The 24,395-nt window shown below is 37.4% G+C and carries 20 protein-coding genes; 7 read left to right on the forward strand and 13 right to left on the reverse strand.

The genetic code is table 11. The features are described from left to right. Nucleotides 1–47: 47 nt before the first annotated feature. Nucleotides 48–494, reverse strand: a complete 447-nt coding sequence (locus tag T498_RS0105805; protein ID WP_028235095.1) for a hypothetical protein — start codon at nt 492–494, stop codon at nt 48–50. A 68-nt stretch (nt 495–562) separates the two neighbouring features. After that, entirely contained in the window at nt 563–946 is a 384-nt protein-coding gene (gloA2, locus tag T498_RS0105810) for an SMU1112c/YaeR family gloxylase I-like metalloprotein (protein WP_028235096.1), read from the reverse strand. A gap of 214 nt (nt 947–1,160) precedes the next feature. On the opposite strand from gloA2, the gene T498_RS0105815 reads away from it, so the two are divergent. Then, the gene (locus T498_RS0105815; RefSeq protein ID WP_155951026.1) at nt 1,161–2,207 is read left to right on the forward strand and encodes a hypothetical protein; all 1,047 of its coding nucleotides are present in this window, start codon (nt 1,161–1,163) and stop codon (nt 2,205–2,207) included. Between the two features lie 100 nt (nt 2,208–2,307). Here T498_RS0105815 and T498_RS0105820 read toward each other — a convergent pair whose 3' ends face one another. Beyond that, a complete protein-coding gene (locus T498_RS0105820) occupies nt 2,308–2,718 on the reverse strand; it encodes a peptide deformylase (RefSeq protein ID WP_028235098.1) in 411 nt (136 codons plus the stop codon). A 219-nt stretch (nt 2,719–2,937) separates the two neighbouring features. Here T498_RS0105820 and T498_RS0105825 point away from each other — a divergent pair, with 219 nt between their 5' ends. Continuing rightward, on the forward strand, nt 2,938–3,615 hold the full coding sequence (locus tag T498_RS0105825) for a DUF975 family protein (RefSeq protein ID WP_028235099.1): 678 nt from the start codon (nt 2,938–2,940) through the stop codon (nt 3,613–3,615). A 51-nt stretch (nt 3,616–3,666) separates the two neighbouring features. Here T498_RS0105825 and T498_RS0105830 read toward each other — a convergent pair whose 3' ends face one another. Continuing rightward, the gene (locus T498_RS0105830) at nt 3,667–4,410 is read right to left on the reverse strand and encodes a metallophosphoesterase (protein WP_028235100.1); all 744 of its coding nucleotides are present in this window, start codon (nt 4,408–4,410) and stop codon (nt 3,667–3,669) included. An 88-nt stretch (nt 4,411–4,498) separates the two neighbouring features. Here T498_RS0105830 and T498_RS0105835 point away from each other — a divergent pair, with 88 nt between their 5' ends. Then, nucleotides 4,499–5,521, forward strand: coding sequence for a threonine aldolase family protein (locus T498_RS0105835; protein ID WP_028235101.1), 1,023 nt, complete (start codon nt 4,499–4,501; stop codon nt 5,519–5,521). 13 nt (nt 5,522–5,534) lie between these two features. On the opposite strand, the gene T498_RS0105840 is transcribed toward T498_RS0105835, so the two are convergent. Together T498_RS0105840 and T498_RS0105845 are read right to left on the reverse strand one after the other, a co-directional pair. Next, on the reverse strand, nt 5,535–6,170 hold the full coding sequence (locus tag T498_RS0105840; protein ID WP_028235102.1) for a trimeric intracellular cation channel family protein: 636 nt from the start codon (nt 6,168–6,170) through the stop codon (nt 5,535–5,537). A gap of 17 nt (nt 6,171–6,187) precedes the next feature. After that, nucleotides 6,188–7,453 (reverse strand): L-cysteine desulfidase family protein, encoded by a 1,266-nt coding sequence (locus T498_RS0105845; protein ID WP_028235103.1) that lies wholly within the window; start codon nt 7,451–7,453, stop codon nt 6,188–6,190. Nucleotides 7,454–7,720: 267 nt separating this feature from the next. Between T498_RS0105845 and T498_RS0105850 the strand changes: the two genes are divergently transcribed. Beyond that, the gene (locus T498_RS0105850) at nt 7,721–8,428 is read left to right on the forward strand and encodes a helix-turn-helix domain-containing protein (protein WP_028235104.1); all 708 of its coding nucleotides are present in this window, start codon (nt 7,721–7,723) and stop codon (nt 8,426–8,428) included. Nucleotides 8,429–8,459: 31 nt separating this feature from the next. On the opposite strand, the gene T498_RS0105855 is transcribed toward T498_RS0105850, so the two are convergent. The 4 genes from T498_RS0105855 to T498_RS0105870 form a co-directional block, all read right to left on the reverse strand. After that, the gene (locus T498_RS0105855; protein ID WP_028235105.1) at nt 8,460–11,261 is read right to left on the reverse strand and encodes an alpha-L-rhamnosidase; all 2,802 of its coding nucleotides are present in this window, start codon (nt 11,259–11,261) and stop codon (nt 8,460–8,462) included. A gap of 11 nt (nt 11,262–11,272) precedes the next feature. Then, nucleotides 11,273–11,905: a beta-phosphoglucomutase gene (gene pgmB / locus T498_RS0105860; RefSeq protein ID WP_028235106.1), complete on the reverse strand. Its 633-nt coding sequence runs from the start codon at nt 11,903–11,905 to the stop codon at nt 11,273–11,275. Nucleotides 11,906–12,050: 145 nt separating this feature from the next. Beyond that, a complete protein-coding gene (locus tag T498_RS0105865; protein WP_028235107.1) occupies nt 12,051–12,980 on the reverse strand; it encodes an alpha/beta hydrolase in 930 nt (309 codons plus the stop codon). 116 nt (nt 12,981–13,096) lie between these two features. Then, entirely contained in the window at nt 13,097–15,292 is a 2,196-nt protein-coding gene (locus T498_RS0105870; RefSeq protein WP_028235108.1) for an alpha-galactosidase, read from the reverse strand. Between the two features lie 222 nt (nt 15,293–15,514). Between T498_RS0105870 and T498_RS15055 the strand changes: the two genes are divergently transcribed. Both T498_RS15055 and T498_RS0105880 read left to right on the forward strand, forming a co-directional pair. Beyond that, nucleotides 15,515–16,375 carry an AraC family transcriptional regulator gene (locus T498_RS15055; protein ID WP_036977969.1) on the forward strand — a complete coding sequence of 287 codons (861 nt, stop codon included), beginning with the start codon at nt 15,515–15,517 and terminating at the stop codon, nt 16,373–16,375. Nucleotides 16,376–16,393: 18 nt separating this feature from the next. Further along, complete coding sequence (locus T498_RS0105880; RefSeq protein WP_028235109.1) at nt 16,394–17,515, forward strand: AraC family transcriptional regulator; 1,122 nt, start codon at nt 16,394–16,396, stop codon at nt 17,513–17,515. A gap of 20 nt (nt 17,516–17,535) precedes the next feature. On the opposite strand, the gene T498_RS0105885 is transcribed toward T498_RS0105880, so the two are convergent. The 3 genes from T498_RS0105885 to T498_RS0105895 form a co-directional block, all read right to left on the reverse strand. Further along, nucleotides 17,536–19,254: a glycoside hydrolase family 3 protein gene (locus T498_RS0105885; RefSeq protein ID WP_028235110.1), complete on the reverse strand. Its 1,719-nt coding sequence runs from the start codon at nt 19,252–19,254 to the stop codon at nt 17,536–17,538. Continuing rightward, nucleotides 19,255–20,724, reverse strand: a complete 1,470-nt coding sequence (locus T498_RS15060; RefSeq protein WP_081779695.1) for an MFS transporter — start codon at nt 20,722–20,724, stop codon at nt 19,255–19,257. A gap of 102 nt (nt 20,725–20,826) precedes the next feature. Further along, the gene (locus tag T498_RS0105895) at nt 20,827–23,250 is read right to left on the reverse strand and encodes a glycoside hydrolase family 2 TIM barrel-domain containing protein (RefSeq protein WP_028235111.1); all 2,424 of its coding nucleotides are present in this window, start codon (nt 23,248–23,250) and stop codon (nt 20,827–20,829) included. A 301-nt stretch (nt 23,251–23,551) separates the two neighbouring features. On the opposite strand from T498_RS0105895, the gene T498_RS0105900 reads away from it, so the two are divergent. After that, complete coding sequence (locus tag T498_RS0105900; RefSeq protein WP_028235112.1) at nt 23,552–24,385, forward strand: Cof-type HAD-IIB family hydrolase; 834 nt, start codon at nt 23,552–23,554, stop codon at nt 24,383–24,385. Nucleotides 24,386–24,395 lie beyond the last annotated feature (10 nt).

Consider the following 24,395-nt stretch of genomic DNA (forward strand, 5'->3'; position numbering starts at 1 on the left):
TAAGCAGCAGTCTGCGGATAGTCCCTTAATAAATTATATAATTTATGTTATTTATCTGGCGAAACAATAAAATCTACTTGATACATACTGTATGCATTATAGCTGATATCAATATTATCTTTACAAGAATCTTTCTTTTCATCCACATATAATTGAGCTTCACCTTTTCCACTCAAATCGTCCACGCCTACGCTAATAAAGCTAAGTTTACCCTTTGTAAAGAAATAAGTCATCTGAGCATATAGTTGTTTTTCACCTAAATACTTTTGTTTGAATACTTCGATTACTGCATCTTCCTCATCAACTAATACATTTTCTGTGCCTGCTGACAATTCAAGCATTAGTTTAGCTTCATCCATACTGGCGCCCCATCTAACCGGATAATACAAATCCTTGGAATGAAACAGTCTACCTGATAATAAAAAAACTATAACTCCTACCAAAATCATAGTGAATACTAAACTAGCCATGGTAATTTTATTTACTTTTTTCAAAAATTATTCTCCCTTCACAATCAAATATATTACAATCTTAATTCAATAAAAGAATAACAACTGATTTATTATTCATGCAACTCTAGTGGCAGTCCATCTGGATCAAAGAAGAAAGTCATCTTCTTATTTGTAAACTCATCCATTCGTATTGGCTCGCACTCAATTCCAAGCTCATTAAGTTCTGCCACAACCTTTTCAATATCTTCTACCTTGAAAGCCAAATGTCTAAGCCCGCATGCTTCAGGAAATGAAGGTCTTTTAGGTGGATTTTTTGGTGCAAATATCTCTAGCTCTGTAGATTCATTAACTCTTAGGTCCAGCTTCCAGTCCTCTTTTTGTGGTCTATAGTTTTCTCTTATGACTTCAAAGCCAAGCTTACTTACGTAGAAATCCTTTGATTTCTCATAATCAGATACAATAATTGCTATATGATGTATTGCTGCTAAATTCATTTGTTAACTCCAATCACTTTTTTCTATACAGTCTACATCTTTTTAACTTAAAAGCCAAATTATTCTACGACTCTCTAATCATCAGACCAGGACATTCACAAAAATTTCATTTATATCATAATTTACATCATATTTGTGAATGATTATAATTGGAAAAGTACGCACCTTAAAGCTTTAAGGGAGCTTAATAATTAATAAGGAGAATGAGTTATTTATGAGTAACAGAAAAAGACGGAGAAAACAAAAAAGAATGGCAAGTATAATGCTGATTGTAGTAGCACTTATACTTGTGGCAGGTGTAGGAATATATTTTTATACATCTAACAAAGATGATAACGGAAATACGGTATTAAGTGGTTTCACTGAGAAGATTTCAAATGTAACTGGTTCAGATAACACAGATAATTCTAGCAACAGTGATATATATGAAGGCTTCCTATCCGGTAATGAGAAAATGAGCTTTTCTTATTATATGAGTGGCGATAGCCTTAGTGCTCATGAGAATACAACTGACTATGAATTGTTCTCACAGCTTGCTGACAAGGAGTACACACTTCCAGAGCTCGTTGATGGTATGAATAATATCTTTACAGACCCTGACGGATTCTATGTTCCTCAGGAAATCAGCAAGATGTCCTATGCATATCTTGACTGCGGAAAGGATGGCAACAAGGAACTTGCATTACAGTTTGTATGTCCTATCGCTGAGGAAGAATCTACACTTACTATGGTATTAAAAGAGATGGATGGAAAGCTTCAGCTTGTACATTCATTTGATATGTGGTCTCGTGGTGATGGTTCAATTAATGAATATGGTTATGTTGCTACAAGCGGTAGCGGCGGTGCTGCTCTTCACTACTTCGAAGGTGGCTATATTGATGCTTCCGGAAAATACAACTTTGCATACAGTGAAGAAGATTACACTGGTGTAGATGCATTTGCAATGACATTTGATCATACTGATTTTAACCAGGATATCGAGGAACTTGCACTTGAGGGAAATGTTGAAATATTCACACTCAGAACAAAGCCTTCTACAATGGACGATTATATGCCTGAAAAATATGCATATGCAGTTGATGGTAGCACAAATCCGAATTTAGAGGATACTTACAAAGATGTTATGAGCTGCTTCACAGATATTAATTTCATCAGCTACTCTGAGATGATGAAACTGGAGACAGAAAGAAACCAGGCTGTAGGTGCTACAGATGATATCATCAATGGAAACGAATTAGAGTTTAAGGAATTTTCTCTTTAAAAATATATTCTAATTGTAAATTAAAAGTCGCGGATTGCCCGCGACTTTTTTATTGAATGATAGGCTACAGCTTTACGAGCCCTTTCTATTTCAGATGATACTAGATAACAATACCATTGCAGTGGTCTATTTGATGTTGAATAGACTCTGCCGTGAGTCCTGTATACTTTGCATGCTGTGGCTCAAAGTTTTGATTAAGGAAATCAACTTCTATTTCTTCATATCTTGTGCAAGGTCTTACCCCATCCAAAGATAGGCAACCTTCCTCAGTTTTATATTCACCCTTCTTCTTTGTGATTACAGGATTAATCATTACAAACTGAAAAGACCCTGCCGCAACTGCAATGATTGTCTTCTTCTCTCCAATCATGTTTGCGCACATACCTACACAATGGTCTATATTTGCTCTAAGTGTATCAAGCAAATCCTGCGCTATCTGTGCGTCCTGCTTTGTTGCAGGCTCACACTTCTGAGCCAAAAACATTGGGTTCTTAATTATATCTCTTCGCATTACAGCTCCCTTCTTATATGTTTTCATGTAAATCTAATGATAGTCTAGATTCATTTTATATAATAATATCTTACCAGTCTTTACTGTGAAACATTTGTGAAAAATATTTATTTTTCCAATTTCTCTTTCGTATATATGCAATAATTTATGTAGTATAAACATAATATATACGATTTACATATTTAGAAATAACAAATTATATTGAAAAGGAGAAGGCTTATGTGGACAATTGGTGAAGTAAAACAACAGGGAAAAAATGCTTTTAAAGCAAACTATTTTAACTCAGTTATCGTTGCTTTTTTGCTTTCGCTTTTAGCAGGTGGAACCTCAGCATCTGTCGGCAAACAGACTAGTTCAGAGGAATTTAAGGCTCAACTATTTGCACTAGATCCAATGATAATTTATACACTTTTTGCGCTACTCTCAACAATAGCAATTGCATCATTGCTACTTCGTATATTCTTATTTAACCCTCTTGAAGTTGGCGGATACAGATTCTTTAAGAAAAATGTAGAAACCCAAAACGCAACTGTTGGAATTATTGGCGAAGGCTTTAGTAATTATGGTCACATTTTCATTACTCTGTTTTTGAGAGATTTATTCCTGGTACTTTGGACATTGCTTCTCTTTATTCCTGGAATAATCAAGGGATATTCTTACAGAATGATTCCTTATATCTTGAAAGATAATCCAGAGCTTTCTGCTACCGAGGTAATAACAAAATCCAGACAGATGATGGATGGACACAAGTGGCATGCATTTGTACTGGATTTATCATTTATTGGCTGGGCTATTTTATCTATAATCACATGTGGTTTAGTTGGTATCTTCTGGTATGATCCATACAAGCAAAATACAGATGCAGCATTATATCTTGAACTATCAAAGAATCAATAATTATAACCATCTAAAAAGGGAGAAGATTCTATCTTCTCCCTCTTTTAATATCTACCGTACTCGCATTGGTTTCCATCTTAGAAAATCTCCAGACACCAGAGAATATCTAATTCTTCTCTTCTTCCCAATAATGCTATCGTGAAATCTGCTTTCGCCGTGGCAATGGCCATATATTACCTGCTCTACTCCATATTGCTCTGCTATCTTGGTAAATATACTGTTTGTCTGAAGAATATTTGTAGGCGGATAATGTAAAAACATTATAAATTTCTTATACCCATCAGCCTTGGCAGCTTCAAATGAAACCACAAGCCTTTCATACTCTCTTTTAACAAGCTTCTCGGCATGTTCAGCTTCCTTCTCATCCCAGCCTTGCACATTCCCATATCTATCTACATAAAAAGGTCCTTCAAAGGTGTATCCCTTAGTTCCAACCAAAGCATAATCCTCATATGCGTAGTAATTATTCTGAAGAAATTCCAGCTTTCCTGCAAACATTTCATTTAATCTATCTGTCTTTTTTGCATCCCAGAACATATCATGATTGCCTCTCAAAAGAATCTTTCTGCCAGGCAAATCCATTATGTATTCCAGGTCCAGCTTGCATTCCTCAAGATTTCTGCCCCAGCTGTGATCTCCCACTAGCACCAAAGTATCATCGTCACTCATCATCTTCTGGCAGTTTTCCTTAAACATTTTCTCATGATTCTGCCAGATTTTATCCTCTATTTGATTTCTTGCTTTAAGCTCTGACCCAAAATGCAGATGCAAATCTCCAATCGCATATAAGCTCATAAATATTTCCCACTCCCACTTGATTTTACTCACTTGGAATAACTATACTGTTTAGTAACGATTTTAAAACAATGGGAGGTTACAGGCAATGCTATATTTTTCATGTGACTACGCAGAAGGATGTCATCCAAAGGTGCTTGAAGAGCTGACTAAAACCAACATGGTATCTACTCAAGGCTATGGTGAAGATGAATTCTGTGATGCTGCCAAAGCTAAGATAAAAGAATACATCAATTGTCCTGAGGCAGATATCTATTTCCTTGTAGGTGGTACTCAGACAAATCAGGTGGTTATCGCTTCAATGCTTTCAGATTATGATGGAGTCATTGCTGCAGAAACCGGGCATGTGGCAGCCCATGAAGCTGGCGCAATTGAGTATAGCGGCCACAAGGTAATCACTATACCTCAGCACGAAGGAAAAATAGCCCCAGATGAATTAAAAAATTACTTGCAGGTATTTTACGCAGATGCTAATCATGAGCACATGGTAAATCCTGGCATGGTTTATATTTCATACCCTACTGAGTATGGCACACTTTACACAAAGCAGGAGCTAGAAGCAATTTCAGCCATCTGCAATGAATATAAAATTCCACTTTTCATTGATGGCGCAAGACTTGCATATGGATTAGCTGCCGCTGATGATATGACAATGGCTGATATCGCAAAACTATCGGATGTATTTTATATTGGCGGAACTAAGGTGGGTGCACTATTTGGTGAGGCTGTGATATTCACAAAGGGCAACACTCCAAAGCACATGATTACACAGATTAAGTTGCATGGAGCACTTCTTGCAAAGGGCCGACTATTAGGTGTGCAATTTGGCGCACTATTTACTGATGATTTATATATGAAGATGGGAAAAAATGCTGTAGACATGGCTAATATCATCAAGGAAGATCTCCTTAGCAAAAACTACCAGCTATATATGGAAAATCCTACTAATCAGATATTCGTAATTATGGAAAACAGCAAGCTTGAAGCATTTGGAAAAGAAGTAGCCTACGGCTTCTGGGAAAAATACGATGATAATCATACTGTTATCCGTATCGCCACTAGCTGGGCCACTACAAAAGAAGATGTAAATGAATTGAGGAAGGTCTTATAGACCTTCCTCTTCTTTATGACAGCTTTGGTAAATTCCATTCGAATTTAGCAGCAAGATATCTGAGTATCACAACACTTATAAATGCTAATAGCGCTGATATACTCTTAAAATTAGTGAGATTATAGGTAATAGCCATAATAATTCCACCTGCTATGGAAGCCACCGCATATACGTGTTTACGAAGTATATCCGGCATCTGATTAGCCATCATATCTCGAAGGGCTCCGCCTCCTACTCCAGTAATAAATCCTAGAAAAACAATTAAAAAGATATTGTCTTCATAACCAGCATTTATACCTATCATCACACCATCTACAGTAAAAGCTGCCAATCCCAAGGTGTCAAACCAAAACACTGTACGGTCATATACACTAACAATGCTCTGTGGCATCTTTTTATGGAATGAAAGCCATATAAAAATAATATTAGCAACAATAAACGCAACGCCTACATAAAATGGATTTTTAAATGCCTTTGGTGGTATTTCTCCAACAATAATATCTCGAAGAATACCACCTCCACAAGCTGTAGTAATAGCAAGGAGGTTAATGCCAAAGATATCCATCTTCTTTTTAATTCCTAACACTGCTCCGGATATAGCAAATGCGATTGTTCCCACCAAATCCATTATTAAAAGCGTAATATGCATTACATGCCTCCCAGTAATTAATAGCCGAGCATCATATTTAGAATTTCTTCATCTGTTGAGCGCATGCCTTCACGTCCCATACGTCCAACTCTGGCTATTGTTTCTTCTATGTCAGCTACTACCAGGCCTTCTCCATCCTTAAAGTTAAGGTTATTCACTGCCAGGTCGTATGCTAAAAATCCCATTGAGATAGATGCTGCAATCTTAGCAGCACATGATGATTTTGCTCCATCACATACCATTCCACCTATGGTCGATATAGAGTTTACTACAATGTTACCCAAAACCTCAAGAGGCTGATTTTCGATATAAGCAATACCTGTAACAGCTGCACAGCCAGCACATGTAGCACCACAATATGCCGATAAATCTCCGATATATTTTTTCTGAAGTAGAGCCATTAAATCGGCAAATACAAGGCCACGGATTAGCTTTTCTTTGCTGATTCCTTTTTCCTTCGCATATACGATAATTGGAACACTGATTGCGATACTCTGATTACCAGAACCCGAATTAATTACAACAGGAAGTGCACAGCCATTCATTCTGGCATCACTACCAGCAGCTGCATAGGCAACAGCCCTAAAGCGGTAATCCTCCTTGCCGTACATCTGAATATATCTTCTTCCGATTTCAGAACCGTAAGGGTTATTAATGCCCTCTTCCGCAATTTTGATATTACATTCAATCTGACGTTCAATAAGCTCATGAACATCATTCATATCGAAGCAATTAGCAAATTCATAGATTGATTTAAGATTAAGATTTTCGTTATCACTTTTTAATAAATTCAAAGAAGGATTTGTAAGAATAACCTCTCCATTCTTCTCAATTCTGGTGATATATGTATGCTTCTCAGAAATCTCCACAAGAGCACTATCCTCTCCTGCAAAAACTTCTGCTCTGATATAAAGATTATCCTTGCCAGTTTGTAAATGGCAGTGACACAAATCCTGAGCAAGAAGTCCTTCAAGCTTATCAATCTCCTCATCTGTTACCTGACTAACTACCTCAAGCTCAAGCGAAGGATTACCAAAAGCTGCACCTAAAATGGCTGCGACCTCAAGACCTCTTCTTCCACCAGAATTTGGTACTGTAACAGCCTTAACATTTTTGATAATGTTGCCACTACAATACAATTCAATTCTCTCAGGCATTACCCCCAATGTCTCTCTTGCTTTAGCTGCCGCATAGGCTACCGCTATTGGCTCTGTACAGCCCATCGCAAGTCTAAGCTCCTGCGTAAGTAATGTTATAAAAGTGTCATAAATCTTCTTATCCATTGTAATCTCCATTTATTTTTGTTTCTTAGCGTAAAATATTTCTGGCATCTCTGCCCTTTAAGCTTGCAGATATTATATAAAAATAAATGCTTATATTCCATCTTCGTTATGTTTCCCTAAATGAAACTTTTAATAAAAAAGTATCGTCAGAATTGACAATTACCGCTTTTCTTCATATTATTAATCTAGAAAAAACTATTTGATAATAAATATAACCCTATGGTTTACTTTAACGAAACAAAGTGTAAAATCAGCAGGAGAAATCTAATGGATGCTATTCTCAAAGAGATTGGACAAAAAATAAAAATGTACCGCAAGAAACAGAAAATGACACTGGATGATTTAGCAAAAATCATCTATAAGAGCAAGGCCACTGTTTCTAAATATGAAAATGGAGAAATTTCTATAGACATTGCTACCATGTACGATATTGCAAAAGCTTTATCTGTAAACATCGAGCAGCTTTTATATACTCAGCCTTTCACTAGTGAGACATACAACGAAAGTAAGATTCCTCACTTTTTCAGAGGCTTATCCACTTTCTATGCCTACTGGTATGATGGCCGTAACAATTCTGTCATTCGAATGAGATTTGATGTGAGTCCATCAGAGAATATTAATCAACAAAAGCTGATTATGTACATGAATTTTTCAGATTATGAGCACTACCCTATCTGCGAAAACACTTACCTTGGCACCATCGAGCATTTCGATGCCCTCAGTAACATTCAATTAGAAAACAAATATCTTCCGCTGGAAAAGGCCAGCATCCAAATACTGGCCTCTTCACTGGATTATAATTATAAATGGGGCTTATGGCAGGGCTTGTCAACAAGGCCTTTAATGCCTATGGCCACCAAAATACTAATCTGCAACGAAAGAATGAATGAAGATGAGGAGCTCATCAACATGCTAAAGATATCTAAAGAAGATATCCGCTCGCTAAAGCATTACAATATGCTTACTGTTTTATAAATCTATTTGTACAATCGAAGCTCCAACCACACTACCAACGTTTGGCAGCATAAATCATTTCATTTACTGGATTCACTTCATCCGGTGACACTCCAAGGAAAAATAGATATGGAAGCTCTGCAAGTGTATGATTTCCCATTTCCTTATCGCCTGACATAATTATTCCAAATACAGATGGTAGTTTTTCCTTAAGAATGGCCATTATCTCTGAATCATTCTTAAGCTCACTTAATCTTGTAAGCGGTCCGTAGATGCTCCTGTAATCCTTTGAAGGCATATATGAAAACTCATAGCTACCTGCTTCAAGTACAGCCCTTCCATCATCACCTATTACCTTTGCATCACAGCCCTTTACATTAAGCTGTTCCCTTGAAAATCTAGGAAGTGTGACATTGGCCTTGGCATTAAATGGCACCTGAATTTCCAATGTGATTATTCCGTCATCTGCTATCTTCCAGTTTGAAACAAACTTTCCTGAAGCTGTTGTCATACATGAATTAAAATGTCTGAATCTCATAGCAGGCTGTGGACAGATATTTGCCACCTTAAAACCAGGTTCTGCTGGAGTAATTCCACCAATATATTCATACATAAACTGTACAATGGTTCCGTAGGAATAATGGTTCAAAGAATTCATCCCTGTACCGGAAATGGTGCCATCCTCTAAAACAGAATTCCATCTTTCCCAGATAGTTGTAGCCCCAAGATTAACGCAATACAGCCAGCTTGGAAAGCCTTCATTAAACAAGAAATGATAAGCCAAATCCATGCGTCCACATTTTGCAAGTGTAGTACAAAGCAATGGTGCTCCCACAAATCCACACTTAATCTGGAAGCAATCCCTATTGAGTCTATCAACAAACTGTTCTATCAGCTTTTCTCTATCTACATAGATATCAAATGCAAGGGCTACGATATATGCAGCCTGAGTATCACATGCAAGTCTTCCTGTAGGTGAGAAATATTCCTGCAAAATGCCATCTTTTATCTTAGCTGCAAGCTTCTTATATTTTGCTGCGTCTTCATTTTCTCCTAAGCGCTCTGCCATTTCTGACGTGATAACAGTGGAACGATAATAATAAACTGCAGCAAGATAATCATCATTTGTTCCGCCCTTAAAGCTCTGCTCTGTAATACCATCGAGACCAAGCCAATCGCCAAACTGGAATGGCAAAGTAAATGTACCCTTATCTCCATGCTCCATGTCGTTACGATGCATATACTCAATCCAGTTTTTCATGAGCTCATAGTGCTCTCTGACATCTTCTAACGAACCAAAAGTGTTGAATACCACATTTGGTACAAATGTACCTACATCGCCCCAGATACTTCCTGTGCCAGCAAGATTTTTTCCTGCAGTTGAAGGAAGATAGCTTGCAACCGCACCGTCATGACGCTTAGCATCATAATTTAAATCTCGCAAAAACTTTTTATAGAAGGCACGAGTGTCCATATTATAACTAGCTGTCTGTGAGAACACCTGAGCATCACCTGTCCATCCAAGTCTCTCATTTCTTTGAGGACAATCAGTAGGCATATCTAAGAAATTAGATTTTTGTCCCCAGATACAGTTTTCATACAGTCTGTTTATCTTTTCATTGCTGGTTGATATAAAGCCTGTGCGCTCCATATCTGAATAGATAACATTAGAACGAACCTTAGCAAGTGTAAGTGGCACATTATCAGGCCAGCCCTGGATTCTGATGTATCTATATCCAAAGAAAGTGAATGTAGGACACACAGTTTCTTTTCTACCATCTGATGTATATACGAATCTAGCTCTTGCTTCACGATAGTTTTCGTTGTAAAAATTTCCCTGCTGAAGAATCTCCCCACAGTCTATTGTGATTACTGTTCCTGAAGGAAAATCAGCATCGAACTCCATCACACCTGCATGATTTTGGCCGAAATCAATAACAGTTTCTCCTGCTGGAGTTTTGATAATTTCTTTTGCAGTTAACACTTCTTTTACAATTACAGGAATGCTGTATCTGTCTAAAAGGCCTCTCTCGCCCTCAACTTCAACTGCATTTCCCTTTTCTATTATTCCAGCTGTTCTATCTAAATCCTCTCCATAATAGATTCCAGACTCAATCACATCTGAAGCTGCTACCTTCCAGCTAGAATCTGTACCTATTACCTGTGAACTTCCATCTTCATAATCCACATGAAGCTCTGCGATGGCTTCCATTCTATCGCCAAAATTATACCCACCTTCCAAACCGAAGTTTGACATATACCAACCCCTGGCCACCTGAATAGAAAGCTTGCTATCGGCCTTAAGCTGCTTTGTTACATCAAAAGTGATAATCTGCATTCCTGTTTCGTAGTCATTGATATATGGAGTAAGAATTTCATTTCCAACCTTTTTGTCATCGATATAAGCTTCGAATACACCAAGGCAGCTTACATATAATCTGGCAGATTTTATGCCATCCTTTAGATTTAATTCCTTCGAAAATAAAGGATGAAACTTTGCTCCTTCTTCTGCAGCAATCCATTTTCCAACCCATGGCTCATCCATCTTTCCAGTCTCAAAATACTGAATATCAGATGTGGCGCTATCGCCATTATCTCCTGTGATTGTGACACGCCAATAATATCTGGTTCTAGGTTTTAATGTAATACCAATTTGCTCACCAGTCTGATCTAAGCTGTCATTTTCTTTCTTATATAAAATATTCGTAAATGCGATATCATCCGCGACTTCAAGAATACCGCTTTTTAGATGCTTTGCCTCAGTATCTTCAACATTCCATGATGCGATAACAGTCTTAAAATCATATCCAATTGGATTTTCAATTCCATTTATTTTAGTTCTAGTAATTCTCATTGTTAAAACTCCTACTTACATATTTCAAGTAAATCTTTAAAGCCGTTCATCTTGTATGTAACACTTGGATGCTCTGTAGCTTCTCCAAGGCCTGCGCTCTTAAATCCGCCATCGCTAGCGGCCTGAATTCCTGCTTTAGCATCCTCTACCACTAGGCACTCAGAAGCGTCTTCTTTTAAGAACTCCGCAGCTTTCAAAAACACCTCTGGGTCAGGCTTTGATTTTGTGATGTTAGTGCCATCAGAAACAGCATCGAAATAATCTCCTAGTCCAATCTGTCCCAAAATCATTTTTGTGTTTTTACTTGATGAACCAATAGCCAGCTTGTAGCCGCGTCTTCTTAATTCATCTAAAGTAGATTTTACCTCATCCGACAAATCTTTAGGGCTCATTTCCTTCAAGAGCTCTACATAACTTGCATTTTTTTCTGCAGCCATAGCTTCCTTTTCTTCTGCCGAGTATTTCTTATCAGTCTTTTCTAATATAATATCCAGGCTATCCATTCTAGAGACACCCCTAAGTCTATTGTTTATCTCTTCATCAAAATAAATGCCGTACTTATCTGCCAACTCTTTCCACGCATTGTAGTGATATTTATCTGTAAAACATATCACTCCATCTAAATCAAATATTATTGCCTTCATTATAAACCATTACTCCTTACTATTTTTTGCTTATTTTTTTATTTCTAAGCAATGTAATTATCCGCAAAAAAAGCGGCTTAAGCAATTGCTTAAGCCGCCTTTATTTTTTATCTTTTCCGACATAATTTAATCAGATTATCAAACATTAAAATGGCATATCCTTAAACGGATTTTCCTCTTTAACAAGAGTGCTTTCATCTATCATATGCTGCAAGAATCTCTTCGCCATTGGAAGCCAATCTGCAGCATCATGAACAAGACTGTCCTTAAATGGTTCAAATACATTTCTACCAAGAGCAAATCCATGATCACCATACTGGAACAAGTGACATTCATATGGCACGCCAATAGTCTGTAGCTTTTCTGCCATTCTTATTGTGTGCATAGCTGGTACAAGGCCATCATTTGTCGCGTGAGCAAGAAACATTGGTGGCATGTTTGTAGTTGCATTTTCGACTGGACTATATTTCTTTAATGTCTCTTCATCAGGATGCTCACATCCAAAAATTGGGACATTTGCTTTTCCATCTGACATAAAGTTTTGTGTTTTCGCATTAAAATCTTCCTGTAGGACATAATCATGCAATCCGTATATACAAAGTGCAGACATTATATCCAAGTCCTCTATCTTACATCCTAGTTTTTCTGTTAATAGCTCTTTATTTCTGGTGTTGTAGGTTGTTGCATACATAGCACATACATGGCTTCCTGCAGAAAATCCCACAATAGAAATCTGATTTGGATCGATATCCCATTCATCTGCATGCTCTCTAATTACAAGAATAGCCTTTGCCATATCTATTGTCTGTGCTGGAAAAAGAGCCTTGCCCTCTGGAGCTTTTGTGGCATTGGAATACTCAAGCACAAATCCCTGATATCCATCAATTGCAAAAGACATTGCCACTGGATCACCTTCATGTCCATGTCTTGGGCAGGTTTGGTATGCACCGCCTGGTACAGCTATTATTGCAGGACGTTTTCTTTTTATTTTCAAAAAAGGATCCTGTATATTTAGAAATGTTGTAAGTTCCACATCATCTCTATCTTCCCATAGTTTAATTGTTTCAATATGCATTATAGCCCCTCCTAAAATCAAATTAGTCCGATTCCGAACAAAATTATTATATAAAAAAAATGACACCTATTTCAAATAGAATAGCCGTCATTTTTTAATATATTTGCAGTTATTTTTTATCTTGTCTCCACAAAATGAAGCTGTGCGCTTGGATAATCTCCGTTTGAAATGTTGATTGCAAATCCACCATACATAAGAGCTGCGCCAGAGAAGATGTTGTCTGTGCTTTCAAGCTGATACATAGCACTTTCCTTCAAACCTCTAAGCTTGATTGTCTTGATTCTGGCATTTGCCTGAACCTTCTTAACTACGATGTTTACAAGTGCTTCTGATTTATCTGTTGCTACAAATTCCCAAGCCTTATATACCTCTGCCTGCTCCTCGTTAACAAGGCGATAGTAATCACCTTTTTGAATGAGCCAATAATATTTGTTGAATGTAGCAATCTGCTCTTTTATTTCTTCCTTTTCTTCGTCAGACATCTTTGTAATATCAAGCTCATATCCAAATGTTCCTGACATTGCAACAACGCCACGAGTAGCAAGTGGTGTGCTACGTCCTGTCTGATGGTTTGGTGATGCAGATACATGGCTTCCCATAGTGCTAACAGGGTATCCAAAGGATGTACCCTCTTGAATTTCAAGTCGTTCAATGGCATCTGTATCATCTGAGCACCAAATCTGAGGGCAATAGTAAAGCATTCCGGCGTCATATCTTCCGCCACCACCAGAACAGCCTTCAATCATAAGGTTTGGATAAGCCTCTAACAGTCTTGTAAGTAGCGAGTATGTTCCAAGAATAAATCTATGAGAAACCTCACCCTGCTTTTTATTTGGAAGATTCTTTGAATAAACATTACTTAAGCTTCGGTTAAAATCCCACTTAATATATGAGATATTGTTCTCATCTAAAATGTTGCTAATGCAATTGAAAAGATAATCCTCCACCTTTTTGTTACTCATATCAAGAACAAGCTGATTTCTAGCCATTGTAGGATGTCTGTCTGGATCTACAAGTGCCCAATCTGGATGCTCTCTAAAAAGATTAGAATCCTCATTTACCATCTCTGGCTCAAACCATAATCCAAACTTCATACCAAGCTTTCCGATTTCATCAGAAAGTCTCTTCAAACCGCCTTCAAGCTTCTTCTCGTTAACAAACCAGTCGCCAAGACCTGAGTTGTCGTCATCACGCTTTCCAAACCATCCATCATCAAGAACCATCATCTCGATACCAAGCTCAGATGCATCTTTTGCAATATCGATAATCTTGTCAGATGTAAAATCGAAATATGTAGCTTCCCAGTTGTTGATAAGAATTGGGCGCTTGATATCCATGTACTTTCTATCGCAAACATTTTGTCTAATTATATTGTGGTAAATGTGGCTAAGGCTCTCAAGTCCATCTGGAGTAAATGCCATGATAGCCTCTGGAGTATCAAATGTGTCTCCAGCCTCTAAACACCATGAGAAGTTCTCATCGTTGATTCCTGCAACGATTCTAGTGCTTCCAGCCTGATCCTGCTCTATCTCTATCTTGTGATTTCCAGAATACATAAGCATGATTCCGTAGCAATCACCATAAGCTTCTGTTGCGCCGTGATCGCATAAAATAACAAATGGATTTTCATGGTGGCTAGTCATACCACGCTTTGAGCTAATAACCTTGATATCCTGTGTAAGCTTATTTCTTGATGCAATTCGCTCCATGCAGTGTCTGCCTGCGAAGTGAATCTCATCCCAAGAGCCATACTGCACATCTAAAAGAGCTGATGCAGCCTTCTCAAGATGAAGCTTTTTATCGCTGACATTTCTAAATCTAGAATGACGTGTAATAACATCTTTATCTTCAAATACACTGTAGTAAAGCTCTACCTCAAGGCCGATAACCTTATCCTCAAGTGTGATGATAAGAGTGCTAACTTCATCATCGTATTTACGAACTGAAGGTAGCCCTGGAATCTCTGGCTTATCCTCAATAATCTCATGCTTCTTATAGCGCAAATCACAACTTCTACTACCATTTTTTGCTACAGTTCCAACTGCGCTGATTCGGTAATCTCCAACGCCGCAACCAGAGTATTCCTGTGGAAGCACATCGATAGAACGACCTCTATCCACTCTGTTTTCAAATAGATTACCAGAAAATCCTCTATCTATAGAAAGGATCTGGTATGTCATATCTGTGTCGCATGATGGACGTCCATAATAATTGTGGATAAGCAAACCAATATCATCTATCTTAATCTGATACTCACTGTTAAGTGTCATCAGTCTAAAAATCTTTCTTGAATCATCAAATACAATACTCATAAAAATACTCCTTATTAGTTTTTAACTTGATAAGCATATTATAGATTTATTTTCCATTTTTCAAAATGGTACATAAGATGAATTTTATGGAAAAATGAATATGGAAAAATGTAAAATCTTATGTAATAGCCAATATCATCATTGCGATATTCCCTTTATTTTGCTATATTCTTTATATGGTTTTTCAAATAATCTATATGGAAATATTGTAGGATTAATATAATGGATAATTTTAAATCTGCCAGATACACTGACACAGTTCAATTAAAAAGTATAGAAGACTTAAATGAATCTTCGCTGGAACTCTCCTTGGTACATTGTGGAAAAGAAAAATGTACTCCTCTTCACTTTGTTCAGGGTGAGCGAGACGAAATCATCATACATTTTGTATTTTCCGGAAAAGGAACATTTTCTGTAGGGAATAGAATCTGGCAACTTACTGCTGGTCAAATGTTTATTCTTTATCCTGGAATCACCACCACTTATATTTCAGATTCAGAAGATCCTTGGAGATATGGTTGGATTGCCTTTAAAGGAATTCACACTGATAATATCCTTCTTCACTGCGGTTTTTCAAAGGATAATCCAGTGGTAAATTATGATGATATTCAATTAGTATCTGATTTTATTGATAGAATCCTTAAAGCCCGCAAGCTATCTTTTGGTAATGATTTGCGTCGCAATGGATTGTTACTAGAGCTACTTGGCTGCCTATGTGAAATGCACTCCAGTAAAACAACACAAAACAGTGGCCATGATTATAGCTCTAACATATACGTTAAGCACGCTATAGAGTTCATTTCCAAATATTATTCCCAGAGCATCAATGTCACCTCAATATCAGAATATGTTGGCATTACCAGAGCTCACCTAAATAACTGCTTTCAAAAAGAGTTAGGCACTACAGTCCAGTCCTATTTGATAGACTACAGGTTGCATCAGGCATCTCAGCTGCTCACAAGCACCACCGATTCCATCACTGAAATCGCATCCCAAGTAGGTTATCCTGATCCGCTGGCCTTTTCGAAAGCCTTTAAAAAGAAATATCAAAAGAGTCCGAAATTTTACAGAACATTAGAATAATTACAGAGGTTATTTTATATGAGAGTTTATACAACCTACGGAAAATTTCAAAATGAAATGAACGAGCATTTCAAACGTACCGGCATAAAGCTTCAGTTTACTGAAATGATGGCCAGAATGCAGGAAAAAGGAATGATGGATTCTGTTCCTTACAGAGTCAACGTTCCAGATGAATACCTCGGGCTAAATGACGAAGAATTCGATAAAATCATCGATACTATTCCTATCGCATTTGAAATGCATGATGACTCAAATAAAGAAGTAATCGAAGATCGAATGATACCTAAATTCCACGACGTTTTCACCATTCGTCATCCTCGTTTAACTCGTAGATTTTCTCATGTGCACAACTATTTCGAATTAAACTTTGTAATCAAAGGCAATGCTTTGTTTTATTTTCAGGAAGAATGTCATGTTATGAATGAAGGTGAAATCTGTATTGTGGCACCTGGCTCAAATCATGATTTCCTCATCGATGATGAGACATCTATCGTATATACGGTATGTATCAGAAAAAGCACCTTTGATAGCACATTTTCAACTATAATGAGTCATCAGGATTTAATATCAAGTTTCTTTAGACAAATCCTTAGAAATGAAGAGCGTTCCAATTATCTTATGCTTTTCACTGGAAATAACATGGAGTGCAACATCCTACTTAGAAAGCTTGTAGTAGAATCTGCCAAAAGAGATGAATACAGCAACGGCTGTTGTATCAGCATTATCAATCTACTGTTCTGTAATCTCCTCAGAAATTACAGTAAAACTATGGCCTTCTACAATTATGAAATAGGTACTGATTTCTCACTTGTACTGCAATACATTCAGCACAATTATCAAAACATTACTCTCTCATCACTGGCTGAATTTTTCCATTACAGCGAGCCTCATTTGTGTACCTTAATCAAACAGAACACCGGCGAGAATTTCACTGACGTAATTAAAAAACTTAGAATGCGAGATGCAATTAACTATCTGATAAACACCAATCTCAAGATCAACGAAATCGCTGAGCAGGTTGGATACAACTCAGCAGATCATTTTTCCCGTGTATTCAGACAGACCTATAAATGTTCTCCTGCTGAATACCGAAAGGCCAATAAAACAGAAAGCCCTTTCGTTCCATTCTCTACAGAATAAAACAAAAGAGCTTTCATTTATTAAAATTTACTTCCCCATATGCCACAGAATGGGTCAATCGGACTTTTACCTTTAAAGTTTGAGCGGCCCATTATTTTTTCTACAACCTGCTTGCACACTTCCTTTGTAGGTGTGTAGGCATTAATAAATGTCTTTACCATAGGCACATCCACAAGATGATATGGATTAGCTAAAGATATAAACATTGTTGGAATATCATTTACGAACCAAGGAGCATCTGCTGCCATAATATGAAGCCAGTCAATTCTTCTTACAGATTGATTGCTGGCAGTGTCGATGCATGCCACATATATTGCCAAATCAAATTTTTCTTTAGCATATCCTACCCCTGCTTCGAACATTTCATAAAAATCAGGCTTGCTGTAGTCATAAACACTCACTTCAAAGCCTTCCTTCTCCAATAGTTCTTTGAAAATTGTGATTTCACTATCGCCGTCCTTGAATCCGCCTCCTACTCTATCTTCAATATAATATAGCCTAATCTTTTTATACTTATCAGAAGATATTGGTAGCAGATTTTGAGTATCCTTTACTAAAGTTACTGCCTCATCCGCACACTTTACAGTCCATTCTTTATGTTCTGGACATGCAATGTCTGAAAGTGCATCAGGTGCTGGTACTAAAGTATGTTCCTTTTGCTTCTCATTTAAGCCCATTGCCGCCTTCATTCCAAGGATTCTAAGAACTGCCTCATCTAAGCGATCTCTTGTAAGGCGTCCATCACTCAACGCATCTCTGATATACTGATAATCCTCACGAATATCCTTGTTGAAAAGAATCATGTCACAGCCAGCCATAATGCTTGCAGGAAGTGCCTCTGCCCTCTTCATTGCAGCTGTAAATCCTACCATAGGTGTTGCATCAGTAACAATCACGCCATTAAATCCAAGCTTCTTTCTAAGCAATCCCTGTAGAATTTCCTTAGACAATGTAGCCGGAAGAATATCTTCATCCTTAAGCTCAGGATTAAAATATTTACTATAAGCAGGCTGAAGAATATGTCCTACCATGATAGATAAAATGCCAGTATCAACAACCTCTTTCCAAATCTTACCATAGCTCTCATCGTACTCTTCCACAGAAAGACTGTTTACCGATGAAACCAAATGCTGGTCTCTAAAATCTACTCCATCCCCTGGGAAATGTTTGGCAGCTGCAGCTACACCATTTTCATCAAGTCCCTTTAACTGCTCCTTCACAAATTCTATTACCGTATTTACGTTATCTCCAAAGGTACGAACATTCATGATAGGATTCATATAGTTTTTATCCAAATCACAAATCGGAGCAAAGGACCAGTTACATCCTACAACCTTTGCTTCTTTTCCAGAAATATATCCAAGTCTATAGGCATTTTCGCTGTCTCCTGTTGCAGCCACACCCATTGGCCTTGAAAAATAGGTACCGTTGCTTGCAATACCAACTCCGCCTGACTCAAGGTTTGCTGCGATAAGCATTGGGATATCAGAATTGTCCTGAAAAGCTCTGTGACAATTTTGAATAACTTCAGCTTCCATCGGCCTATATAGCACTCCCCCCGGATTAAACTCCTCTATAAAGGCCTTGATTTTATCTGGATCTGTCTCTCCATTGATTGGGCAAAAAATCTGTCCGATTTTCTGCTCCTCTGTCATATTTTCAATTGTGTCCTTAACCCAATTTACCTGGGACTGGCCCAGGCAAAAAGGTGTTTCTTTTAGTATATCTAAATCTAACATTTAAGCTTCCTCTTCAGCATGCATTTTAGCTTTCATTTCTTCAATTTCTGTCTTGTAGTGCTTGATTGGTCCAAATACAACGCAAAGGATTACAATCAAACCTGTAACAGATGGTGCACCAAACTTAATAAAGTTAAGAGCAAACATTGCTGAATCTGGCTGCTGTCCAATTGCACCTGCAACATATCCTGAAAGTGCAAGGATAGCAAGAATACCAGATGTTGTTACTGTGTTACCACACTTCTGAGCAAATCCCTTGATAGCTGATACAAGACCGTTTGCTGTCTTTCCTTCTTTGTACATAACAAAATCGATTGTGTCATTTACAAGTATATTTACAAGAGCATTCTGCATTGCGCTTGTTACTGATGATACAAATGTAAGTACACATAAAAGTAAGAAGCTAGACTTACCAAAGAAGAATAATATTACATATAAAACGATTGATGAAATCTGTGAGAAGCAAAGTGCTCTTTGTCCTGTCTTAAATACCTTAAGTACGATAGGCATTGCAACAACCATTGAAACAAGTGCACCGATTGAAATAACTCCCATATAAACTGGAATTAAATCTGGTCTCTCATAGTAATACATCATGTAATAAACAGATGAGGCAAACATCAAGCCATAACCCATTGAAGCACAAATCCATGCAATGATGTTTGGATATACTTCCTTGTGACGAAGCACCATTCCAAGTCCCTTAAGTGGATTTTTTTCTGGCTCTGTAAGATATCTTTCATGTCCTTCAGATGCTTTGAAAAGTCCCCAGAAAGAGATAAACGCAAGCACACCGCAGATTAACATGTAAGGTACATATCCATTTGAGAAGCCATGACTTTCAAAGAATGCTGTGATGTTAGGTGTAAATGTGTTACCAATTGTAAAAGCAACCGCACAACTACCAGCACCCATTGTAATAATCTTGTTTCTTTCCTGATCTTTCTTTACCGCTGCTGGTAAAATTGCCATCTGAGGCATAGTAAACATTGTAACTGTCATGCCGTATCCAATATACATAATCAAAATGTAAATAGCCTTCATTGCTGTACTAGCAAATCCCCAGTCAATCCATACCATGGTACCGAAGAATGTAAGGGCAATTGGCGCTATAACAAAATATGGTCGATAGCGTCCCCATTTTGTATTTGTATTATCTGCAATGATTCCCATCATCGGATCATTAATAGCATCCCAAAGAGTTGAAATAAACATAATTAGTGATGCTGTCGCAGCTGGAATTCTAAGTGTATCAGTCATATATACAGACAAATAACTAGCAAGAACAGCAGCAATCATCATTGCTCCACCATTCACTGAAGTTGCATGAAACCATTTAAAGGCTGTGCTAACTTCTGAATTAGATTTCTTCGTAGTATTAACTCGTTCCCCATCATTTGCTGAGGCTGATTGAAAGCTTTTAAATGCTTCTCCAACCCCTGCCTTTCTAGCTACTGAATTATTCTCCATTTTTCTTCTCCTTTGCATAAATGGTTTTCTTGATGTAACCATCTTACAAAAGACTGACTAGTCTCTCCATGTAATATATTTTAGGAAATCCGACATTTTTTATTATCCAACAGTCAGTTCCTTCTTATTTCCATCTTCTGTTTCAACAGTAATAGAAGCCTGTCCATTTCCTTTTAAAACGATTGCTGTAGCCATTCCTAAAAATGTCTTTGTCACATTTCCTAAATAAGAAATCTGGCTCTTTGGATCACCTGTTCCAAGGGCCAAAAGCTTTGCGTCTCCGGTCACTGTTAAAGTGATTTTGCAGTCTTTATCAGTATTTGTGCCACACTCATCTCCTAGTGAAATATTTACGTACTTAAGTGTAGAATCATTAGGTGTATTATCATCTAATGATAATTGAATATCGTTTTCTTTGGCTGTTTTTAGCTCATATTCACCTATAACCTTACCATTTTCATAAGCTACTGCCTTAAGACATCCTGGCACATAATTAGTGTCAAATGTAACACGGCAGTTGGCATTATCCGACATTTCTTTCTTTCCCACAGACTTGTCATTTAAGAATAGCTCCACCTCATCGCATTTTGCATAAACTTCTACAATCACAGGCTTATTTTCAAAGCCATCGAATGTCCAGCTAGAAATTGCATCACTCATTACCCATGGAGTCTTAATGAGATTTTCTCCATAGTGAGCTGGATTTTGGACGGCAATATAAGGTGCCTTTCTAAGGCCGAATACGATTTCACGATAGTATGAAAGTGGTCGTCTTGCACCTGTAAGATCAATGTCACCAGTGTAAGCAAGCTTTGCAGGAAAGTGTGCTCCAAAGCCACCTTCGCCCCAATTGTATGCTGGAATTCCAACGCCAGCCTCTCCTAAATAATCCCATCCTGTCCATGTGAAATCACCGATAACCTGAGGATACTTTTCAACCTCTCTCCAGTTAACAGCAATCTCTGGAGGATATGTCTCAGAACCAACCATAATTCTGTTAGGCTCCTCTTTTGCATCCAGGGCATAACGAGCTGTCATATAGTTGTAACCCGCAATATCAGTTGATGCGCAAGCCTTCTTTAGACGCTTTGTTATTTCTGGATGAACCACAATTTTATCCATATACTTATCCATGATTGTCATGAAATCATTTACATTAACAGAATCATCGGTATCCTTAACTTCCCCTGCTACATCTGCAGTAATCTGAGGAACAGCATCTCCTGCTGCAAACACGCCATTAATAGATGCAAGTGTGAATCTGCTATCATCAAGGCTATGACATAGTCCACTAATCTCTGCTGCCAAATGACTTCCTTCATTTGTTCCAATTTCAGGAATCTCGTTTCCAATGGAATAAAGGATTACAGATGGGTGATTGTAATCTTTCTCTATCATGGCCTCCACATCACGCTTCCACCAATCAGTAAAGAACAGATTGTAGTCATAATCAGATTTAGTACGAGTCCACATATCAAAGGTCTCATCCATTACGTACATTCCAAGCTCATCGCAAGCCTGAAGTAACACTGGTGCTGCAGGCTGATGTGAAATTCTAAGAGCATTAAAGCCTGCATCCTTTAGAATCTTTACTCTTCTATATTCAGAATCATAGTATGTCTTTGCTCCAAGCAACCCGTTATCATGGTGGATACAAGCGCCTCTAAGCTTCACTTCTCTTCCATTTACTCTAAGGCCGTGAGCTGCATCAAGTGTAAGCTTTCTGATACCAAAGCAGCTTTGATCCTCATCAAGCTTTTCGTCATTTTCAAGTAATGTCACCTTGACCTGATATAGATTTGGTGCTTCATCAGACCATAACTTAGGGCTATCAATATGAAGCCTTACTGCGCTTTCATATTCCTCGTTGCCCTTTACAAATATGGCGCTAGTTTCTTTTGCCACCACTTTGTTATTTTCATCTATCACTTCATATAAAAGTTCTAGTTCTTTTGCCTCAAATTCCGCATTTACGATAGTTGCCGAAAGCTTTAGTGTAGCTTCATTTTCGTTGCATTCTAATGTCAGAGCCTTTGGTCCATTCTCTTTAATATAAGTAGTACCAGATGTAAGCATATATACGTCGCGATAGATACCACTTCCTGAATACCAGCGACTATTTGTCATAGCACCATTTCTAACCTGCACTCGAATCTCATTAGTGCCCTCCTCTTTAAGAAGATGAGAAATTGGAGCGTAAAACTGTGAATACCCGTATGGGCGATTTGCAGCAAGCTGACCATTTACGTACACAAACGTATTCATATATACTCCGTCAAATCGAAGCACAATATTCTTTTTTCTATCCCCAGGCTTTGATTCATAAAGCTTTACATAGGTATAGCTTCCTCCATCATAAAATCCTGTGTTAGTGCCATTTGGCGAATCTGGATGAGCTTCTGTTTCAAGCATTGCATCATGAGGTAAATCTATCTTTCTTGCATTTTCTGGAATATCCCAAACCAGTGCAAATGCATCCTTACTGTTCCAAAATAACCAATCTTTATTCCATAATTCTTTAAGCATAACTTCCTCCTGTATATACCATTTACATATAACGTGCCCTAATTATCACAAAAAAATGACGGCCTATTCAACAAAATAAGCCGTCATTTTTTATTCTATTTCCTTCCTTTTTTCAATTTGAATCCCTTATCCATAACGATATAGAAAGGTGGCATTAAAAATTTTGGTAAACCAAAAGTAAATATCGCAATTCAAACTAAAAATATTTCTATCTTTGGAATTTTGTATATTGAAAAACAAAAAATTTGAGGCTATACTTACGAATTATGTCAGGTTTACAGGTGTAAAGGAGATCAGTTTAATGAGCAAACTTATATTTTTCGATATTGATGGGACATTGATAAGCTTTGATGGTGAGTTACCACAATCTACTATTAGAGCTTTAAAAAACGCTCAAGCTAGAGGTCATAAGATTTTTATTTGTACTGGTCGAAGCAAATGCCAGATTGAAGATAGACTATTAGATATTGGTTTTGATGGTATTGTTGCAGCTTCAGGAGCTTATACAGAATATCATGGAAAAGTAGTTAATGCTGAGTATATGGAGCCTGAAAGATTAAAAAAGCTTCTAACTTTCTTTGATAAGAATAATATTGTATATATGCTTCAGTGTTCAGATAAGGTTGTTGCCACAACAAAATCTCTTACAGCCATGAAAGAAATTTTTAAGGAGAAATTAAAAAACAAGCCAAAGAGCATTGATAAAATATTTGCAAAGCAACATGAAGATGATGATTTGTCATCTCATTTTGATACATATACCAATGCTGAAAAAGCTTGTTATTATTTATCGCCACTTTCTTTGGATGAGGTGGAACACTCTCTTAACGATGATTTTGATGTTACCGCTATGAGCTTTAAAGATTCTAATGATTCATCTGGAGAGATTTGCATGAAAGATATCACAAAAGCCTATGGTATGAAAAAGATAATCGATTATTTAGATTCATCTGTTGAGGATACCATTGCATTTGGTGATGGTCCTAACGATTTCGAAATGATTGAGTTCGCCAACATAGGCGTCGCTATGGGAAACGCATCACCTGCATTGAAAGAAAAAGCAAATATGATTACCTCAAAGATTACCGATGATGGAATCTACAACGGTATGAAAAATCTCGGCCTTATAGGTTAATAAACATAGG

Source organism: Pseudobutyrivibrio sp. MD2005 (assembly GCF_000621865.1).
In the GTDB taxonomy this organism is placed as follows: domain Bacteria; phylum Bacillota; class Clostridia; order Lachnospirales; family Lachnospiraceae; genus Pseudobutyrivibrio.

Coding starts and splice junctions, on each gene's coding strand:
- T498_RS0105895 (WP_028235111.1), bottom strand. CDS start 23,250: ATGCTTAAAGAATTATGGAATAAAGATTGGTTATTTTGGAACAGTAAG.
- T498_RS15060 (WP_081779695.1), bottom strand. CDS start 20,724: ATGGAGAATAATTCAGTAGCTAGAAAGGCAGGGGTTGGAGAAGCATTT.
- T498_RS0105855 (WP_028235105.1), bottom strand. CDS start 11,261: ATGAGAATTACTAGAACTAAAATAAATGGAATTGAAAATCCAATTGGA.
- T498_RS0105825 (WP_028235099.1), top strand. CDS start 2,938: ATGTGGACAATTGGTGAAGTAAAACAACAGGGAAAAAATGCTTTTAAA.
- T498_RS0105850 (WP_028235104.1), top strand. CDS start 7,721: ATGGATGCTATTCTCAAAGAGATTGGACAAAAAATAAAAATGTACCGC.
- T498_RS0105830 (WP_028235100.1), bottom strand. CDS start 4,410: ATGAGCTTATATGCGATTGGAGATTTGCATCTGCATTTTGGGTCAGAG.
- T498_RS15055 (WP_036977969.1), top strand. CDS start 15,515: ATGGATAATTTTAAATCTGCCAGATACACTGACACAGTTCAATTAAAA.
- T498_RS0105865 (WP_028235107.1), bottom strand. CDS start 12,980: ATGCATATTGAAACAATTAAACTATGGGAAGATAGAGATGATGTGGAA.
- T498_RS0105835 (WP_028235101.1), top strand. CDS start 4,499: ATGCTATATTTTTCATGTGACTACGCAGAAGGATGTCATCCAAAGGTG.
- gloA2 (WP_028235096.1), bottom strand. CDS start 946: ATGAATTTAGCAGCAATACATCATATAGCAATTATTGTATCTGATTAT.
- T498_RS0105845 (WP_028235103.1), bottom strand. CDS start 7,453: ATGGATAAGAAGATTTATGACACTTTTATAACATTACTTACGCAGGAG.
- T498_RS0105885 (WP_028235110.1), bottom strand. CDS start 19,254: ATGTTAGATTTAGATATACTAAAAGAAACACCTTTTTGCCTGGGCCAG.
- T498_RS0105900 (WP_028235112.1), top strand. CDS start 23,552: ATGAGCAAACTTATATTTTTCGATATTGATGGGACATTGATAAGCTTT.
- T498_RS0105820 (WP_028235098.1), bottom strand. CDS start 2,718: ATGCGAAGAGATATAATTAAGAACCCAATGTTTTTGGCTCAGAAGTGT.
- T498_RS0105840 (WP_028235102.1), bottom strand. CDS start 6,170: ATGCATATTACGCTTTTAATAATGGATTTGGTGGGAACAATCGCATTT.
- T498_RS0105870 (WP_028235108.1), bottom strand. CDS start 15,292: ATGAGTATTGTATTTGATGATTCAAGAAAGATTTTTAGACTGATGACA.
- pgmB (WP_028235106.1), bottom strand. CDS start 11,905: ATGAAGGCAATAATATTTGATTTAGATGGAGTGATATGTTTTACAGAT.
- T498_RS0105880 (WP_028235109.1), top strand. CDS start 16,394: ATGAGAGTTTATACAACCTACGGAAAATTTCAAAATGAAATGAACGAG.
- T498_RS0105815 (WP_155951026.1), top strand. CDS start 1,161: ATGAGTAACAGAAAAAGACGGAGAAAACAAAAAAGAATGGCAAGTATA.